Source organism: Bradyrhizobium sp. CCBAU 51765 (assembly GCF_015291725.1).
Classification (GTDB): Bacteria; Pseudomonadota; Alphaproteobacteria; order Rhizobiales; family Xanthobacteraceae; genus Bradyrhizobium; species Bradyrhizobium liaoningense.
Genome location: NZ_CP030038.1, coordinates 462,574 through 481,170, shown reverse-complemented (window position 1 = coordinate 481,170; position 18,597 = coordinate 462,574). Strand labels below are relative to the sequence as shown.

The following is an 18,597-nucleotide window of genomic DNA, read 5'->3' as shown; positions in this document are numbered from 1 at the left end:
ACGCGGCAAGCCGCTTTCTTCCCCCTCTCCCCGCTTGCGGGGGGAGCAGCGACGTCGGACACGAACGAGGACCGAGTGACACAAGCCAAGACGCCTTCCAAGCCGCCCGTCGCCCCGCGCCGGCCGCATTCCTTCACGCGGCACGGCATCACCGTGACCGACGACTATGCCTGGCTGAAGGACGCGAAATGGCAGGAGGTGCTGCGTAACCCTGCGGTGCTCGACCCTGATATCCGCAAATATCTCGACGAAGAGAACGCCTACACCGAGAGCCTGCTCGGCCACACAGCCAGCCTGCAGAAGACGCTGGTGCGCGAGATGCGCGGGCGGATCAAGGAGGACGATTCGAGCGTGCCGTCGCCCGACGGACCCTTCGCCTATTTCCGCCGGTTTCGCGAGGGCGGGCAGCACGAGATGTTCGGCCGCATGCCGCGCGACGGCGGCGAGAGCGAGATCGTGCTCGACGGCGACGCGCTCGCCAAGGATCACAAGTACTTCAAGTTCGGCGGCAGCCGGCACTCGAACGATCACAAGCTGCAGGCCTGGAGCGCGGACACCAAAGGCTCGGAGTATTTCTCGATCCGCGTGCGCGATTGGGCGACCGGCACCGATCTCGACGATCTCGTCGAGGAGACCGACGGCGGCGTGGTCTGGGCCGCGGACTGCAAGAGTTTCTTCTATGTGAAGCTCGACGACAATCACCGGCCGATGCAGGTCTGGCGCCACAGGCTCGGCACCAGGCAGGCCGACGACACGCTGGTCTACGAAGAGCAGGATGCCGGCTGGTTCACCCATCTGCACGAGAGCACCAGCGGCCGCTTCTGCGTGATCGCGGGCGGCGACCACGAGACGAGCGAGCAGCGGCTGATCGATCTCGCCAAGCCCGAGGCGCCGCCGCGGCTGGTCGCCGCGCGCGAGGAAGGCGTGCAATATTCACTGGCCGACCGCGGCGACGAGCTGTTCATCCTCACCAATGCCGACGACGCCATCGACTTCAAGATCGTCACGGCGCCGCTTGGCTCGCCCGAGCGCAAGAACTGGCGCGACCTGATCCCTTATCGTCCGGGCATCTACGTCATCGACCTCGATCTCTATGCCGGCCATCTGGTGCGGCTGGAGCGCGCCAACGCTCTGCCGTCGATCGTGATCCGCGACCTCACCTCGGGCGAAGAGCACGCGATCGCGTTTGACGAAGCGGCCTACTCGCTGGACACGATGGGCTCCTACGAGTTCGAGACGACGAATCTGCGCTTTGCCTATTCGTCGATGACGACGCCGTCGGAAGTCTACGACTACGACATGGTCAAGCGCACGCGCGTCTTGCGCAAGCGGCAGGAGATACCATCCGGCCACGATGCCGCCGACTACGTCACCACGCGCATCATGGCGAAGGCGCATGACGGCGCCGACGTGCCGGTCTCGATCCTGTATCGCCGCGGGCTGAAGCTGGACGGCTCGGCGCCGCTGCTGCTCTACGGCTACGGCTCCTACGGCATGGCGATGCCGGCCTCGTTCAACGCCAACCGCCTGTCGCTGGTCGATCGCGGTTTCGTCTACGCCATCGCCCATATCCGCGGCGGCGCCGACAAGGGCTGGGGCTGGTATCTCGACGGCAAGCGCGAGAAGAAGACGAACTCGTTCGACGATTTCGCCGCCAGCGCCCGGGCGCTGATCGATGCGAAATACACCAGCGCCGGGCGCATCATCGGCCATGGCGGCTCGGCCGGCGGCATGCTGATGGGCGCGGTCGCCAACCGCGCCGGCGAATTGTTCGCCGGCATCGTCGCCGAGGTGCCGTTCGTGGACGTGCTCAACACCATGCTCGACGACACGCTGCCGCTGACGCCACCGGAATGGCCGGAATGGGGCAACCCGATCGAGAGCGAGACCGATTTCCGCACCATCCTGTCCTACTCGCCCTACGACAACGTCGCCGCGAAGGAGTATCCGGCGATCCTGGCCATGGGCGGATTGACCGATCCGAGGGTCACCTATTGGGAGCCCGCCAAATGGATTGCGCGCCTGCGCGCCACCATGACCGGCGGCGGCCCGGTCCTGCTCCGCACCAACATGGGCGCCGGCCATGGCGGCGCCTCGGGACGATTCGACCGGCTGGATGAAGTCGCGATCGTCTATGCGTTCGCGCTATGGGCGGCGGGCATGGCGGAGGCTTAACTCTTCTCCCTCTCTCCGCAAGCGGCAGGGCGATCGCATATGACTTGTAGCGGCGGCCGGTGCGCACGCCTCGTCCTTCGAGACGACCGCTTGCGCGGTCTCCTCAGGATGAGGCTAAACAGCATCCGTGCTCGTTGAAACGGTCGCCACGACTTGGGTCCTCATCCTGAGGGCCCGCCAACGGCGGGCGTCTCGAAGGATGGCCACAGGCGAGCCCATATGCGATAGCCCTGCCGCAAGCGGGGAGAGGCGAAGGAACTACCGCCCGTTCTTCTTCCGCCATTGCGCGAAGTCGGTCAGCGTCTGCGGGTCGGTGGCGGGATAGAGACCGAAGATGCCGCGGCCCTTGCCGACTTCCTCGGTGACGAAGTCCTCGAACGCCGTCATCTCGAAGGTTTCGTTGGCGATCTCGTCTGCGAGATGCGCGGGGATCACGATGACACCGTCGGCATCGCCGAGGATCACGTCGCCGGGAAACACCGGCGCGTCGCCGCAGCCGATCGGCACGTTGATCTCGATCGCCTGGTGCAGCGTGAGGTTGGTCGGCGCCGAGGGACGGTGGTGAAAGGCGGGGAAACCGAGTTTTGCAATTTCAGCGGAATCGCGAAAGCCGCCGTCGGTGACGACGCCGGCGACGCCGCGTTTCATCAATCGCGTTACTAGGATAGCGCCAGCGGAGGCCGCGCGGGCGTCCTTGCGGCTGTCCATCACCAGCACCGCGCCCGGAGGGCAATCTTCCACGGCCTTGCGCTGCGGATGCGAACGGTCCTTGAACACGTCGATGGTGTTGAGATCCTCGCGCGCCGGCATGTAGCGCAGCGTGAAGGCTTCGCCGACCATGGTCGGCTGCTCCGGGCTCAAGGGGCGGACATCCTGGATCATCTGGATGCGCAGGCCGCGCTTGAACAGGGCGGTGGCGACCGTGGCAGTGGAAACGGATTTGAGCTTGTTGCGGGTGGCATCGCTGAGTTTTGACATAGACATCCTCTTGTCATTCCGGGGCGTCGCGCAGCGGCGAACCCGGAATCCATCGGGCCACACGGAGCGCGGTGAAATGGGTTCCGGGTTCGCGCGACGCGCGCCCCGGAACGACAGTCAATAAATCGACGGCTCGCCGATCGGCGCGCCGAAATCGGTCTCGAGGAAATCGAAGTCGCAGCCGTCATTGGCCTGCTTGATGTGTTTCGTGAACATCCAGCCATAGCCGCGCTCGAAGCGGGGTTCGGGCCGCTTCCAGGCGGCGCGGCGCCTCTCGAGCTCGGCCTCGGGGACGTCGAGATTGATCGTGCGCGCGGCGACGTCGAGCGTGATGCGGTCGCCATTCTGCACCAGCGCCAGCGGACCGCCGATATAGGATTCCGGCGAAACATGCAGGATGCAGGCGCCGTAGCTGGTGCCGCTCATGCGCGCATCCGAGATGCGCACCATGTCGCGCACGCCCTGCTTCACGAGCTTGGTCGGAATCGGCAGCATGCCCCATTCCGGCATGCCCGGCCCGCCTTGCGGCCCCGCGTTGCGCAGGATCAGGATGTGGTCCTCGGTGACGTCGAGGTCGGGATCGTCGACCGCCTTCTTCATCGAGGCATAGTCGTCGAACACCAGCGCCGGTCCCGTATGCTTGAGAAAGCGCGGCGCGCAGGCGGAAGGCTTGATGACGCAGCCGTCGGGCGCGAGATTGCCCTTGAGCACCGCGAGCGCGCCCTCCTTGTAGATCGGATTGTCGATGCCGCGGATCACGTCGGCATTGTAGACCTCGGCGCCCTCGATGTTCTCGCCCAGCGTCTTGCCGGTGACCGTGATGCAGTCGAGATGAAGATGCGGCCTGATTTGCGCCATCAGCGCCGGCAGGCCGCCGGCATAGAAGAAGTCTTCCATCAGATAGGTATCGCCGCTCGGCCGCACGTTGGCGATGACGGGCACCTTGCGGCTCGCGGTCTCGAAATCGTCCAGGCCAATGTCCTGGCCGGCGCGGCGGGCCTGCGCGATGAGATGGATGATCGCATTGGTGGAGCAGCCCATCGCCATGGCGACCGCGATCGCGTTCTCGAACGCCTTGCGGGTCTGGATCACCTTCGGCGTCAGGTCCTCCCACACCATTTCGACGATGCGGCGGCCACATTCGGAGGCCATGCGGATGTGGTTGGCATCGGCCGCGGGAATCGAGGAGGCGCCGGGCAGCGTCATGCCGATCGCCTCGGCAATCGCCGTCATGGTCGAGGCCGTGCCCATGGTCATGCAGGTGCCGTAGCTGCGGGCGATGCCGGCCTCGATGTCGAGCCAGTCCTTGTCGGAGATTTTTCCGGCACGGCGCTCGTCCCAATATTTCCAGCCGTCCGAGCCCGAGCCGAGCGTCTTGCCCTTCCAATTGCCGCGCAGCATCGGACCTGCCGGCAAATAGATCGCCGGGATGTTCATCGAGGTCGCCCCCAGCAGCAGCGCCGGCGTGGTCTTGTCGCAACCGCCCATCAGCACCACGCCGTCGACGGGATGGCTGCGCAGCAATTCCTCGGCGTCCATCGCCAGCAGATTGCGATAGAGCATCGTGGTGGGCTTGAGCAGCGATTCCGACAGCGACAGCGCCGGCAGCTCCAGCGGCAGGCCGCCGGCCATCAGGATACCGCGCTTGACGTCGTCGACACGCGACTTGAAGTGCATGTGACAGGGCTGCGCGTCCGACCAAGTGTTGAGGATCGCGATGATCGGGCGATCCTTCCACTCCTCAGGGGCATAGCCCATCTGCATGGCACGGGAGCGGTGGCCGAACGAGCGCAGATCGTCGGGCGCGAACCAGCGCGCGCTGCGGAGCTGGTCGGGCGACTTCTTCTTGTTGGTCATTTTATTCCTTGTCCGTCCGAAGGATCGGCCCTGCTCTTCTCACAGGCTCTCCATGCCCGGCAAGGCGCTGGGCGGGCTGAGAGCGAACCTCTGCTATGCACTCAGGCGGGCATAGGGACGGTGCGGGGCAAAAAATCGGCACCTCAGGCCGGAGAGGCTCCGAAGTGCTTGCCGGCAGACGAGAATCCGCGCAACAATTTCATGTTTTTGATGGCTTTGATGGTCGCCGGGGACTTCCCCACTGACCCGGAGGATTTCAGACGTGGCCAACATCCTGATTGTGGATGACGATCCGGCCTTGGAGATCACCATCCGGCTGCTGGAACGGGCTGGTCATCACGTGACCGTCGCCGGCGATGGCTGCAGATGACCAGGACACCTCCTCTGCTCCGGGCCAGAACGGACGCAATACGGCAAGCCCGGCGAAAATCCCCATGAGACTGGCAACGCGGCTGGCCATCGCGATGATCCTGCTGGTGGCGGTGACCGTGGCCGCAGTCGGATGGCTGGGCTATCGCAACACCACACAGGCCGTCATTCCACGGGTCCTGGAGCGGGTTGAAGCCCAGTCACACCTGCTCGCGTCCAATCTCGAATCCTACGTTGCCGGGGTGCGCGGCGATCTGATCGGCTACCGCGCCGCAGCGGCAATCAACGGCCTCATCCGCGCTCACACTGGTGGAGGAACCGACCCCATCGATGGCGTCTCGGAGCAAACCTGGCGCGAGCGTATCGCGACGCGGCTCGCGGCCGAGATCGACGCCAAGCCCATCTATGGGCAGTTCCGGATCATCGGTATCGACAACGACCAGCGCGAACTGGTCCGCGTCGACCGCTCCGGACCGGGCGGAACGGCACGGATCGCCGCGGACGGCGAACTGGAGCGCAAGGGCGACCGAGCCTACTTCAAGGAAACCATGCGGCTCGGACCCGGCGAGATCTACGTGTCCCCCGTCGATCTCGCGACCCGCCACGGGGGAACCACGGCCGCTCACGCTCCGACTTTGCGGGTTGCGATGCCTCTGTTCACATCCGACGGCAAGCCGTTCGGCATCATCGTCGCCAATGTCGACATGCGCCCAGCACTCGACCGCCTCCGCTCCACCGCGACCTCAGGAGGAGAGATCTACGTCGTGAATTCGCGGGGCGACTATCTCATCCATCCCGATCGCACGCGGGAATTCGGCGCATTGCATGACCGTCCCAACGACTGGCGCAAGGACTTTCCATATTTCGCCGCCTTGGCCGGCACGCTGGAAGTCTCCACGCGGCTCATGACGGACGAATCGGGCCGGCCGAGCGGCGCAGCCATCGCGCCGGCTCTGCTCGTGGGCAAGGAATGGGTCGCAATCATCGAGACGATTCCGGCGCCTGTGTTCGGCCTCGTGCCAGGAGCCATCCAGAGAACCTCCCTGCTCGTCGGTGTGCTGGCCGTGCTCGCAGCGGCCTCGCTCGCAGTGCTGCTGGCGCGTTCGCTGACACGCCCGATCGGGCGCCTCACCGCGGCGGTGCAGGCGATCGGCAGTGGACATCCAGCGGAGATTCCCGTCGACGCCGGCGGCGAGACCGGCGTACTGGCGCGGGCCTTTGCCCGGATGGTCGAGGAGACCCGTGTGAAAACGGCCGCTCTCGAGCGCGAGATCGAGGAGCATCGCCGCACCGAGGTTGCGCGAAGCCATCACGCGGCGCGCGAGAGACTGTTCAGCGCCGCGGTGGAATCGTCCGACGATGCGATCGTGATGCAGACGCTCGATGCGGTCATCACGGGCTGGAACCCGGCCGCCGAACGTCTTTATGGCTATTCGGCGGAAGAGGCGATCGGCAAGCCCACGTCGATCATTGTCCCACCCGACCGTCGCGCGCACGGCAAGGACTATCTGCAGCGGATCGCGCGGGGCGAACCAATCGAACGGTTCGAGACCGTGCGCCTGCGCAAGGACGGCACGCCGGTCGAAATTTCGCTCAGCCTCTCGCCGATCAGGGGGCCATCCGGCCAGATCGTCGGCGTCTCCGGAAGCGCGAGCAGCCTGACCGAGGCGCGGCGCGCCGAGCGGGTGTTGCAGCACCAGCTCGAGGAGCGGCGACAGATCTTCGAGACATCGCAGGATCTGATCATGATCATGGATGCGCAGGGCCATATCGCGCAGATCAGCCCGAGCACCGAAGTCATTCTCGGCTACCGGCCGGACGAGATGATCGGCCGCAGCGGCGCCGATTTCATTCATCCCGATCATCTTGAGCAGTCGCGCGACGAGATGCGCGCCTTGCGGCGCGGCGAGCGTCCCAAGCTCGCCGACACCCGCTGCTTCCACAGGAACGGCCACGAGGTCTGGCTGTCCTGGCTCGGTAACTGGTCCGAGCCGGCGCATCGCTTCTTCTTTGTCGGTCGCGACATGACCGAGGCACGGCTCGCGCAGGAATCGCTGCGCGAGAGTGAACGGCTCGCCCGCAACATCGTCGACACCTCGCTCGACGCCTTTGTCCAGACCGACGAGACCGGCAGCATCCTGAACTGGAATTCGCAGGCCGAGCAGCTCTTCGGCTGGCGCCGGGACGAGGTGCTCGGCAAGAGCACGATCGATCTGATCGTCGCCGAGAGCGAGCGCGAGAGGGTCAGGGCGGGGCTGAAGCGCTTCCTCGAGGACGAGGACGGCACGACGCTGAACCGCCGCCGCGAGCTCATGTGCCGCCGCCGCGACGGCAGGGAATTCAGGGCCGAGCTGAGCGTCACCGCCCTGAAGCGCCGCGAGGGCCTGCTGTTCAACGTGTTCTGCCGCGACCTCACCGACAAGATCGCCGCCGAGGAACGCATCCGTCACGCCGAGAAAATGGAGGCTGTCGGCCAGCTCACCGGCGGCGTGGCGCATGACTTCAACAACATTCTGACCGTCATCACCGGGACGATCGAGATTCTCGCGGAGGCGGTCGCGAAGGAGCCGCAGCTCGCGGCCATCACCAAGATGATCGACGAGGCCGCCGCGCGCGGCGCCGATCTGACCCAGCACCTGCTCGCCTTCGCGCGCAAGCAGCCGCTCCAGCCGCGCGAGATCGACATCAACTCGCTGATCGTCGACACCGCAAAACTGTTGCGGCCGACGCTGGGCGAGCAGATCCAGATCGAATCGGTGTTCGAGGACGAGAATTGCGTCGGAATCGTCGATCCCAACCAGCTCACCACCGCGATCCTCAATCTCGCGCTCAATGCGCGCGACGCCATGCCCGGCGGCGGCAAGCTGATCCTGGAGACCGGAGCCGCCTATCTCGACGAGGTCTATGCCAGGGCGAACGACGTGCCGGCGGGACATTACGTGCTGATCGCCGTGAGCGACACCGGCACCGGCATCCCCGCGAGCATGCTGACCAGGGTGTTCGACCCCTTCTTCACCTCGAAAGGACCGGGCAAGGGCACCGGACTCGGGCTTTCGATGGTCTACGGCTTCATCAAGCAGTCCGCAGGTCACATCAAGATCTACAGCGAGGAGGGCCACGGCACCACGATCAAGATGTACCTGCCGCCCGGGAAGACGGCGGCAGCGGTCGGCGAGGGCGTGCCGCCGGCGACGATCGAGGGCGGACACGAGACGATCCTCGTGGTCGAGGACGACCGTCTGGTGCGGGACTACGTGCTGGCGCAATTGCATTCGCTGGGTTACGTCACCTTGCAGGCTGCGAACGCCGCGGAGGCGCTCGCGATCGTCGCCAGCGGAAGGCCGTTCGACCTTCTGTTCACCGACGTCATCATGCCCGGCAAGATGAACGGACGGCAGCTCGCCGACGAGCTGATGAAGACGCGTCCGGATCTCAAGGTGGTCTACACGTCAGGCTATACCGAGAACGCGATCATCCATCACGGCCGGCTGGATTCGGGTGTTCTCCTGCTGGCAAAGCCCTATCGCAAATCGGACCTGGCGCGGATCATCCGCAAGGCGCTGAGCGGGTGATTGCTCTCGTGTCCCGGACGCACTCCGGCGCGCAAGCGCTGCTGTGCAGAGCCGGGACCCAGAATGTTGAGCCGTGAAGTTGGAGAGAAGGGCCCTGGCTCAGCGGCGCATCATTTCATGATGCACCGCGTCCGGGGCACGAGAGAGAATCAACCCCTTACGACGCGCGCTGGGCCGCAGTCATCACGATGCGGATCAGATCGGCGGCATTGCGTGCGCCGAGCTTCTTCATGATGTTGGCGCGATGGTCCTCGATCGTGCGCGGGCTGATGCCAAGCGTGCGGCCGGCTTCCTTGTTGGATGCACCGGAGGCGAACTGCTCCAGCACCTCGCGCTCCCTGCGCGTCAACGGCTCGCGTCCGGGGAAGTGCAGCGAGCCGAACTTCGGCGCTGCATTCTGCGCCTGCCTGCGTGCGTAGGCGCCGATCGCCTCATCGAGCCGGCCGACGATCTCGCTGCCGCGGAACGGCTTCTCGATGAAGTCGAGGGCGCCGCTCTTGATCGCGCCGACCGCCATCGCGATGTCGCCCTGACCGGAGATCATGAAGATCGGCGCCGGATAGTCCTCGCCCTGCAACTCCTTCAGGATGTCGAGACCCGACTTTCCGGGAATATGCACGTCGAGCAGAATCGCAGCCGGTGTGCGGCTCCGCGCGACCGAGAGCAGTGCTGCTCCGTCCGCAAAACAGATCACGTCGTAGCCCGCCGCCTTCAACACCATCGACAAGGTATCGCGAACGGCAGGGTCGTCGTCCACCACGAAGATTTCACCGCGAGAGCTTTGTTCGGCCATGTGCCACATCCGGTTGGCATGAGGGACTCGCGTCCGCGCCAACCCTTATGGCGCTCGGCGCGGATTCGGCCCACCCGTATTTGTACGGGACATGGACTTAACGCACAAGTAGCGGCAGGGTGCCTAATTGCGGGACACGGAGATTATCCATGCTAAATTTCGCCGGCACGGCCCCGCTTGTCGCGACATCTGCAACTGACAGCCATCAGTTGATCGCAGCCGATCTTCGCTCTCTGATCGCGCGCATCGACATCAATCTGCGCCTGATCGACGCAGTCATGGCGGAAGAAGACGCGGCAGGGCACGTGAGCGCTGCCGCGGGTTCCAATGAGATTTTCGTGCTCGACGACGTCACGCCCCGTTACGCCGCCGCGGGCGCCGCGCTCATTGCCTGCCGGGCGGGGCTCGACCACGCCCTGCAGCAATTGTCGGAATCCGGCAAGCGGGCCTGAGCCGGAATCAGCGCGGCGGAGCCGCCGCAGCCGCTTGCATGGCAGCTCCGCGCGTCAGGCGCGGTGCCGTTCCACGATCGCGTCGTTGGCGACACCACCCCAGGTGTGGATCGCAGGCAGGCCCATCGCGATCTTGCCGAGGTTGGCGAGGCTGATGCGCAGGGCCGCGAGATCCAGCGGCTTCGGCAGGCTCTGCAACTCGATCCCGACGGAGCGGGCAAAGCTGCGGGCGGCGCTGCGGCGTTTGCCGTCCATGCCGCTGATGACGATCACGGAACCCGCAAATTTCGCGCTCGCCATCTCGCGCAGCACGTCGATGCCGTCGCCATCCTCCAGCACGAGGTCGAGCGTCACGCAATCAAAGCGCGCGGCGCGGAGCTTCTCGATCGCGTCCATCACCGATGGCGCCACGGTGACTTCGTGGCCGGCCTGCTTGGCGGCGACCGCAATCAGGTGGCGCTGCGTGGCGTCGTCGTCGACCACCAGGAGCTGAAGCGCACGCCGCTCGGCGACATCTGGCAGGTTTGACGAGACGGGAGAAAGAGAACTTCTGGGCATTTCCGTATCCTGGGATTGAGACCCTCAATGGATACACGGCTCGCGCTTAGGCGATGTAAAACCGCTGCGGCCATTTGATTCGAATGTGTTCAGCAAATGTGAAGCAAGGTGCCGGAAGGATGGCTGCAGCTGCGGCCAGATCACGCCGCGGCGTCGTGGCCGCCGGCCGCACCGCGCTTCTTCCTGTTCTTGCCGCGCAGGAACTGGATGTCCATTTCGGCGCCGTTGACGCGAACCAGCTCGCAGCGGCGGTAGGCGAGGCCCGTTGACGACAACAGCAGGAAAAACTCTTTCAGATTCAATCCCTGGATCGAGCCCTCCACCGTGAGGATGGCGTCGGTGTCGGAGATTGCGTTGAGCTTGCAGTCCCGTCGCCAAGTGCCGTCGATGGCCATGATGCAGACATCATAGCCGCGGCTGAACGTCACGCGCTCCGCGCCCTTGCCATCGTCGGCCATGTTATTGCCCCGCCATCGCCGCCGCCATGCGCGGCGCCGCTCCGGCGAGAACCGGCTTGGCTGCTGCCGCACGCGGATCGTTCGGCTTGTAGAGGCCGCGCCGCTCCGGAATCGGTCTGAACGTATCGGTCAGTCCGACCACGGTCTCGGCGGCGCCCAGCACCAGGAAGCCGTCCGGCTCGATCTGGCGCGCCAGCCGGTTGAAGATGTTGATCTTGGTGTCCTGGTCGAAATAGATCAGCACGTTGCGACAGAAGATGACGTCGAAGGTGCCGAGCTGGGCAAAGTCGTGCAGCAGGTTGAGCTGGCGATGCTGGATCATCGCCCGCAATTCGGGATTGATCTGCCAGGTCTCGCCGGTCTGCTTGAAATATTTGACCAGCATCTGGATCGGCAGGCCGCGCTGCACCTCGAACTGGCTGTAGATGCCGGCCCTCGCCTTCTCCAACACCTCCTGCGACAGGTCGGTCGCGATGATCTCGATGCGCCAGCCGGTGAGGGCCGCGCCCATCTCCTTCAGGCACATCGCCAGCGAATAGGGCTCCTGCCCGGTCGAGCCGGCGGCGCACCAGATCCGCACGCTGCGGCGGTTGGCCCGCGCCTTGATGATCTCGGGCATGATGTGGTCGCGGAAATGATCGAACGGGACCTTGTCGCGGAAGAAGAAGGTCTCGTTGGTGGTCATCGCCTCGACCACATCGGTGATCAGCGTGCGCGAGCCGGCTTGCAGCTTCTGCACCAGCTCGGCGATGCCGGAGAGCCCGGTCTTGCGGGCGAGCGGCAGCAGGCGGCTCTCGATCAGATATTGCTTGTCTGCGGACAGGTCGAGACCGGAATTGTCCTTTAGGAACTTGCGCAGATACTCGTACTCGGTCGGGGTCACGGATGGCCTCTCGGAAGCTGTACTGGAACACTCTGGCCCAAGCACTCGGGCCAGACACACTCAGACCATGGCTTGTCCGACCGGGATCAAACCAACTTCAGCGAACTTGTCGGCGATAATGTCTTTGTCGAAAGGCTTCATGATGTACTCGTTGGCGCCGCCGCTGAGCGCCTGCGCGATATGAGCCACGTTGTTCTCGGTGGTGCAGAACACCACCTTGGGCTGGTCGCCGCCGGGCAGGCGGCGCATGTGGCCCATAAACTCGAAGCCGTCCATGACGGGCATGTTCCAGTCGAGCAGCACCGCGTCGGGCAGCTGCCGCTGGCAGATCTCGAGCGCCTTCGCGCCGTCCTCCGCCTCGGTGACTTCGAATTCCAGACCTTCCAGAATCCGGCGCGCGATCTTGCGCACCACGCTGGAATCATCGACCACCAAACACGTCTTCATTTTGGTTCTCCGACTTCGATGGTTTCGTTGGTTCAGGCCGCCATCATTTCGGGTGCGAGCTCGAGGACGCGATCGACGTCGAGGACGACCATGAGCTGGCCGTCGAGGCGATGGACGCCGCCGGCGAGCTTGGCCATGCGGGGGTCGAGGTTGACGGGGTTCTCCTCCATGCCGGCCTCGGGCAGGCGCAGCACCTCGCCGATCTGGTCGATCAGCAGGCCGTAGGATTCGCCGCGCAGGTCGACGCCGACCGCCATCGGCACCTTGCCGTCCTCGGCCTTGGGCAGGCCGAGACGGGCGCGCATGTCGACCACGGTGACGATGCGGCCGCGCAGGTTCAACACGCCCGCGATCTCGCGCGAGGACAGGGGAACGCGGGTGACGCGCTCGGGCATGAACACGTCCTGGACGCGGGAGATCGGCAGGCCGAACAGCTGGCCGCCGATCATCGCGGTGACGTATTCCACCATGGCGCCGTCGGCCGACTGGGTCTTGCTGGTCATCGCTTGTCTCCTGATCCTGCGTTTTGGTTGAGCATGATCTTGTCGGAAAACCGCTTCACACTTTTCCGGATCATGCTCTTACGCCGCGGCCCGGCTCAGCTCGGAAGCGCCGGCGGCGCCCGCGGTCTGCTCCTTCAGCGCCGCGATCAGGCCGGGACGGTCGAACTTGGCGACATAGTCGTGGAAGCCGGCCTGACGGCCGCGCTCGATCGCCGCCGGCGACACCAGCGCCGACAGGCCGATGATCGGCGTCGCGGCGAGGTTGTTGTCGGACCGGATCACTTCGGCGAACTCGAACCCGTTCATGTCGGGCATCTCGATGTCGGTCAGCACCACGTCGAAGCTCTGGGCGCGGAGCGCAGCTAAACCCTCCTGCGCGGTCGGCGCGGTGCGGACACGGTAGCCGGCGGCCTTGAGCACCGGCGCCAGCATGTTGCGGAAGAAGGCGCTGTCGTCGACCAGCAGCACCGACTGCGAGTGCATCGACGGCTTCATCTCCTTGCGGGTGAACCAGTCGGAGAACGCCATCGGGAGGAAGTGGCCGACGTCGATCACCTCGGTGGCCTGGCCCTTGATCACGGCCGAGCCCAGGATGCCCGAACTTGAACCGCCGACCTCGATGTTGAGCCGTTCCTCGACGATGTCGATGATCTCGTCGACGACGAGGCCCATGGAGCGGCCGTCGTCGGCGAACACCAGGATCGGCTGGACGCCCTGGCTGGCAATGGTGACGCCTTCCATGGCCACCAGCGGCATCAGCTGCTCGCGGTACTGCACCATGTAGCGGCCGTTGCTGAACTCGATCTTGTCGGCGGGGAGCTCTTCCAGGCGGGTGACGAGCCCGAGCGGGACCGCCTTGGGCTGGGACGAGCCGGCGCGGAACACCAGCAGCGAGGTGGTCTGCTCGCCCGATCCGATGTGATGGCCGGCCGCGTCGTCGCCCATGTCATGGGCCGAGGAGCCGGCGGCGCCGAGCGCCTTCGCAATGCCGTTGGGATCGATGATCATGATGACCGCGCCATCGCCCAGGATGGTGTTGCCGGAGAACATGTCGATGTGGCGCAGCTTGGTCGACATCGGCTTGACCACGATCTCCTCGGTGTGGAACACGCCGTCGACCACGATGCCGAAGGTCTGGCTGCCGACCTGGGTCACCACGATGAAGCCGTTCTCGGGATCCGAGGCCGCGCCGTCGTCGATCTTGAGCAGCTTCTTCAGATGGATCAGCGGCAGGAGCTTGTTGCGCAGCCTGAGGACCGCGGTGTCCTTGATGCGCTCGATGCGGTGCTCGGAGTTGGCGCGGGCCCGCACCAGCTCGACCACCGAGAGCTGCGGGATGGCGAAGCGGTCGCCGGCGGCCTCCACGATCAGCGCCGAGACGATGGCGAGCGTCAGCGGGATCTTGATGGTGACGCTCGAGCCTTCGCCGGCCACGCTCTTAATGTCGATGGTGCCGCCGATCTGGTCGATATTGGTGCGCACCACGTCCATGCCGACGCCGCGCCCCGACACCGAGGTGATGGCGGCCGCGGTCGAGAAGCCCGGCGCGAAGATGAACTTGTGGATCTGGGCTTCGCTCATCTTCTCCAGCTCGGCCTCGGTGACGAGACCTGAGGAGATCGCCTTGGCCTTGATCTTCTCGGTGTTGAGGCCGCGGCCGTTGTCGGCGATGCAGATGATGATGTGGCCGCCCTCGTGATAGGCGGACAGGCGAATGGTGCCCTGCTCGCCCTTGCCGGCAGCGAGCCGCTCGGCGGGGGTCTCGAGGCCATGATCGGCGGAGTTGCGCACCATGTGGGTGAGCGGGTCCTTGATCAGATCGAGCACCTGGCGGTCGAGCTCGGTGTCGGCGCCGTGCATCTCCAGCTCGATCTGCTTGCCGAGTTCGCTGGAGAGATCGCGGACGATGCGGGGCAGCTTCTGCCAGGCATTGCCGATCGGCTGCATGCGCGTCTTCATGACGCCTTCCTGCAGCTCGGCGGTGACGTTGGAGAGGCGCTGCAGCGGCACCTTGAACTCGGTGTCCTCGTTGCGCCTCGAGATCTCCAGCAGTTGGTTGCGGGTCAGGACCAGCTCGGAGACCATGGTCATCAGGTGCTCCAGTGTATCCACGTTGACGCGGATCGACTGGTTGGCGATGCGGTCGCCCTCGGAGGCGCCCTCGTCGGCCGTCGACTTCTTCGGCGCAGCCTTCTCCCTGGCGGGTTTTGCTTCCGCGACAGGCGCTTCGGGGGCGGGCTCAGGCTTTGCTTCAGGTTTGGCTTCGGACTTGGCTTCAGCCTTGGCTTCGGATTTGGCTTCGGATTTGGCAGCCGGCGCGGGCACCGGCGCTTCGATCGCGGTCTCGCGGAAGGCGCGCTCGAGCTCATCGAGCGAGACCTCGCCGGGGCGCAACGGGCGCTCCAGGGTCTGGTCGATCAGCGAGCCCGTGGTCAGTTCCTTTGCCGGCGCGGGCGCAGCGGCAACCGGCGCCTCCGGCGCCAGCGGCGGGGATTCAGCGACGGGAGCCGAACCGGCCGCCATTGCCGCCATGCCCTGCTCGACCATCGCTTCCAGCTTGTCGATGAGGTCGCGGTCGTTGCCTTCGGGCTCGGCTTCGGTCGCCTCCAGGCCGGCCAGGATCTCCTTGATGCGGTCGATCGAGGACAGGATCACCGTCACCGCCTGCCCGGTCACCGGCATGCCGTCACGGAATTTGCCCATCAAGGTCTCGCCGGCATGCGCCAGCGCTTCCAGCCGCGGCAACCCGAGGAAGCCGCAGGTGCCCTTGATGGTGTGGACCAGGCGGAAGATGTTATCCAGGATCTTGGCGTTGTTCGGCTCCTGCTCGAACTTCACCAGCTGATTGTCCACGGTGTCCAGGCTCTCGCTGGTCTCCGTCAAAAACTCCCGCAACAGATCATCCATGAGCTACGCCTTACTGACCTGGATTTAAACTGGACGCCTGAGCCACCCTTGGCACGGACGGACGCCCTCTCCTCGATCGTTAGACATCCCCTTTCACAGTCCCGTTAATTTCATCCTCCGTCCTACTACGGATATTGAAGAGAAGTTTGCGGTTCGACCGCATGCCCCAGCGCTTTTCGGCAAGTCCGTCTCCACGCCGCGAAGGAGTCGGCGTGCGAAGTAAACGGGCCGATAACAGCGAGGCGAGGCGCGCGGGAAAGTCCTGCTCGCGAAGAGCATTGGAGACGGCCTGTGGCGACTGGACCGGGCCGCTCGCAACCGGCGATGCTCTCGCGACCTGCGCCTTGCGGTATTGCTGCGACGTGCGCGGCCCGCGCATGAGGTAAACGAACTCTTACCCTGCGGCCATAGCGACTCGTGCCGCGCTAACCTAGCCACGCAGCCGAGGCAATGCCGCCACCACGATGCTCTGGCAGGCAACGCGGCATGACGATGTCGATGAACATCAGATCGAGCTGGTCGTGCTCGAACGTGCAGCCCGGCTTCGCCGGCCTTGCCATCATCATCCGAAAATTGTTGGACGACGTCACAACCTTTAGGCTAATATCTTCCAGTCTTACAACTGAGCGACGAACGGGCACTTGCCGACGGCATCCGATGGACGCGTCGTGCTGTTCCCCGGAACTGGCTCCATGCTTGAAATCGGAGCTTCCCTTCCGGGCGCTGCCGCAAGCGCGCCGCTTTGCAAGTGCGAAGCGCCGCAGGAAGCCATTGCCGCGGCCGGACAACCTGTCTCAATTGCCAATATATCCCGGCCTGTACATGATTGAACCTACCGCGCAGGGCCGTGATTTCGCGCGTCGCGATTTGACGGTGCAGGAACAGCGGAGGCAGCTTTGGAAACGATGGCGCGTCCACCCAACGGTTTCCTGTCCGCACTGTCGGCGGACGATTATGAATTGATCCGTCCGCACCTGCGAACGGTTGATCTGCCCCATGACGCAGTGCTGGCCGAGACCGGCGAGACGCTGAAGCGCGCCTATTTTCCGCACCGCGGCGTCATCTCGCTGGTGGTGGAGCTGGCCAGGGACGAGCATGTGCAAGTCGCCATGATCGGCCGCGACAGCCTGCTCGGCACGCTCTCGATCATGGGCGAGGCGTCTGTATTGAACACCGCGCTTGTGCTGGTTCCCGGCGTCGCGTCGGTGGTGGATCTGGACCCGCTGCGAATCGCGGCCGACCAGAGCAGAACCCTGCGCACGTTGCTCATGCGCCACGGGCTTGCGGTCTACGTCCAGGTGCAGCAGACCGCCGGCTGCAATGTCGCCCATCCCGTGGAGTCGCGGCTGTCGCGGTGCCTGTTGCACACCCATGATCTGTCGGGCGACTCCCGGCTGCTGCTGACCCAGGAGACCATGGCACAAATGATCGGGGCGCGGCGCAACAGCGTGTCGCTGGTCGCCCACTCCTTGCAACAGGCCAATTTCATCCACTACAGCCGCGGACACATCCAGATCATCGACATCGACGGCCTGCGCCGGACGGCGTGTGCATGCTACGCCACGGTAAAGGCCCAGTACGACCGGCTGCTCGGCATACGCTGACCGCCGCGGGCGATTGGTAAACCGCCGGCTAATGCCGGTCTGCAAACACTGGCCATCCTGCTATCGGAACTGAAATTGCGATGCCGTAGACGGGGGCGTCCCTCGCGCCGCCACGTGCCGCGCGACAACGCACGATGATCGAGGCAGGCAAGCCCATGTTTGACGCACCCGTCGCACCTGCGCAGAACGTGCTCGATGCCGACCCCGCGCGCGAGCCGCGCGCGTACGAAGCGCTGGTGCGCGAGATCGGCGAGGATGCTGCCTGTGAAGTACGCGATGTATTCTGGAGCGAGACCCGCGCGCGCCTGCAACTGTTCCGCACGCTCTCGCTTGCGCAGCACCACGCCCGGATCGCGCGCGAGGCGCATTCGCTCAAGAGCACGGCCGGGACGTTCGGCTATGTCAGGCTCGCAGCGCTGGCGTTGCGGCTGGAGAAGACCGTTGAGGGCCTCGGCGAGGCCGAATTCCACGCTCTGCTGGACCGGATGGATGCCGCCTACGCCGCCGCGCGCGCGCAAGAGCCGCAGGTCTAGAACCATCTTCCTTCCGATCGAAGTCGGACCGAAATCGCGCAGCCTTGCGCGTTGACGCTTTTTCCTTGGGCGAACCGGTATCCACTCCGCCCGGCGAGGACCGCGCGAAGCCCGCCGTACTTCTACGGTTTGGGATGTTCATAGATGGCTAATCATAGGAGGCGATAGTCCCGGGGAAAACCAGGAGGGTTTCCAATGTTCAAGTACGAGACGGCAGACCAGAAAGAGGTTCGTCGCTTCCGCATCGCACAGTTCAACGGCCGGATGGCGACAGTGAAGGCTGGCGAGTCCACCGTGACCGGTTTCGTGCGTTCGGTGCTTGAGCAGGAATCGAGCGTGCCTCCCCGCTGGACCATCACGATCATTCCGAACGCGCCGAAGGAAGAGGTCAAGCCGCTGCGTCGCGCCTCCCCCGCGCGTCCGTTCGCCGAAGACTATTTCTGAGCAGGACGGGTTTCCGAACGTCTCGAGCGATATCGCGGGCGCATGGCCTGCCGGCGACGCGGCA

General features: G+C 65.0%; 16 protein-coding genes and 1 pseudogene. 7 read left to right on the top strand and 10 right to left on the bottom strand.

Annotated elements, in window-relative coordinates:
* The first annotated feature begins 75 nt into the window (after positions 1-75).
* Positions 76-2,175, top strand: coding sequence for a S9 family peptidase (locus XH96_RS02250; RefSeq protein WP_194390866.1), 2,100 nt, complete (start codon positions 76-78; stop codon positions 2,173-2,175).
* Positions 2,176-2,433: 258 nt separating this feature from the next.
* Here the strand turns inward: XH96_RS02250 and XH96_RS02245 are convergent, their stop codons facing one another.
* Together XH96_RS02245 and araD are read right to left on the bottom strand one after the other, a co-directional pair.
* Entirely contained in the window at positions 2,434-3,153 is a 720-nt protein-coding gene (locus XH96_RS02245) for a ribonuclease activity regulator RraA (RefSeq protein ID WP_194390865.1), read from the bottom strand.
* A 117-nt stretch (positions 3,154-3,270) separates the two neighbouring features.
* Entirely contained in the window at positions 3,271-5,010 is a 1,740-nt protein-coding gene (gene araD, locus XH96_RS02240; protein WP_194390864.1) for an L-arabinonate dehydratase, read from the bottom strand.
* Positions 5,011-5,272: 262 nt separating this feature from the next.
* On the opposite strand from araD, the pseudogene XH96_RS02235 reads away from it, so the two are divergent.
* Together XH96_RS02235 and XH96_RS02230 are read left to right on the top strand one after the other, a co-directional pair.
* Positions 5,273-5,371 (top strand): annotated as a pseudogene (locus XH96_RS02235) (response regulator); the annotation flags it as partial.
* Positions 5,372-5,444: 73 nt separating this feature from the next.
* Entirely contained in the window at positions 5,445-8,951 is a 3,507-nt protein-coding gene (locus XH96_RS02230; protein ID WP_246789911.1) for a PAS domain S-box protein, read from the top strand.
* A 157-nt stretch (positions 8,952-9,108) separates the two neighbouring features.
* Here XH96_RS02230 and XH96_RS02225 read toward each other — a convergent pair whose 3' ends face one another.
* Positions 9,109-9,744 (bottom strand): response regulator transcription factor, encoded by a 636-nt coding sequence (locus XH96_RS02225; RefSeq protein ID WP_028181008.1) that lies wholly within the window; start codon positions 9,742-9,744, stop codon positions 9,109-9,111.
* 149 nt (positions 9,745-9,893) lie between these two features.
* Here XH96_RS02225 and XH96_RS02220 point away from each other — a divergent pair, with 149 nt between their 5' ends.
* The gene (locus XH96_RS02220) at positions 9,894-10,196 is read left to right on the top strand and encodes a hypothetical protein (RefSeq protein WP_194390862.1); all 303 of its coding nucleotides are present in this window, start codon (positions 9,894-9,896) and stop codon (positions 10,194-10,196) included.
* A 54-nt stretch (positions 10,197-10,250) separates the two neighbouring features.
* Here XH96_RS02220 and XH96_RS02215 read toward each other — a convergent pair whose 3' ends face one another.
* The 7 genes from XH96_RS02215 to XH96_RS02185 form a co-directional block, all read right to left on the bottom strand.
* Positions 10,251-10,754 (bottom strand): response regulator, encoded by a 504-nt coding sequence (locus XH96_RS02215; RefSeq protein WP_194390861.1) that lies wholly within the window; start codon positions 10,752-10,754, stop codon positions 10,251-10,253.
* Between the two features lie 140 nt (positions 10,755-10,894).
* Positions 10,895-11,212 (bottom strand): hypothetical protein, encoded by a 318-nt coding sequence (locus tag XH96_RS02210; RefSeq protein ID WP_028181011.1) that lies wholly within the window; start codon positions 11,210-11,212, stop codon positions 10,895-10,897.
* Between the two features lies 1 nt (position 11,213).
* Positions 11,214-12,095: a protein-glutamate O-methyltransferase CheR gene (locus XH96_RS02205; protein ID WP_194390860.1), complete on the bottom strand. Its 882-nt coding sequence runs from the start codon at positions 12,093-12,095 to the stop codon at positions 11,214-11,216.
* 60 nt (positions 12,096-12,155) lie between these two features.
* The gene (locus tag XH96_RS02200) at positions 12,156-12,542 is read right to left on the bottom strand and encodes a response regulator (RefSeq protein WP_028181013.1); all 387 of its coding nucleotides are present in this window, start codon (positions 12,540-12,542) and stop codon (positions 12,156-12,158) included.
* 32 nt (positions 12,543-12,574) lie between these two features.
* Positions 12,575-13,045: a chemotaxis protein CheW gene (locus XH96_RS02195; protein ID WP_194390859.1), complete on the bottom strand. Its 471-nt coding sequence runs from the start codon at positions 13,043-13,045 to the stop codon at positions 12,575-12,577.
* A gap of 78 nt (positions 13,046-13,123) precedes the next feature.
* A complete protein-coding gene (locus XH96_RS02190; protein ID WP_194390858.1) occupies positions 13,124-15,952 on the bottom strand; it encodes a hybrid sensor histidine kinase/response regulator in 2,829 nt (942 codons plus the stop codon).
* Between the two features lie 425 nt (positions 15,953-16,377).
* A complete protein-coding gene (locus XH96_RS02185) occupies positions 16,378-16,518 on the bottom strand; it encodes a hypothetical protein (protein ID WP_194390857.1) in 141 nt (46 codons plus the stop codon).
* 339 nt (positions 16,519-16,857) lie between these two features.
* Here XH96_RS02185 and XH96_RS02180 point away from each other — a divergent pair, with 339 nt between their 5' ends.
* From XH96_RS02180 to XH96_RS02170, 3 genes are all read left to right on the top strand, one after another.
* Entirely contained in the window at positions 16,858-17,556 is a 699-nt protein-coding gene (locus XH96_RS02180) for a Crp/Fnr family transcriptional regulator (protein WP_194394000.1), read from the top strand.
* 134 nt (positions 17,557-17,690) lie between these two features.
* Positions 17,691-18,089 (top strand): Hpt domain-containing protein, encoded by a 399-nt coding sequence (locus XH96_RS02175; RefSeq protein WP_246789910.1) that lies wholly within the window; start codon positions 17,691-17,693, stop codon positions 18,087-18,089.
* A 195-nt stretch (positions 18,090-18,284) separates the two neighbouring features.
* Complete coding sequence (locus tag XH96_RS02170) at positions 18,285-18,533, top strand: hypothetical protein (protein WP_131874055.1); 249 nt, start codon at positions 18,285-18,287, stop codon at positions 18,531-18,533.
* Positions 18,534-18,597: the final 64 nt, after the last annotated feature.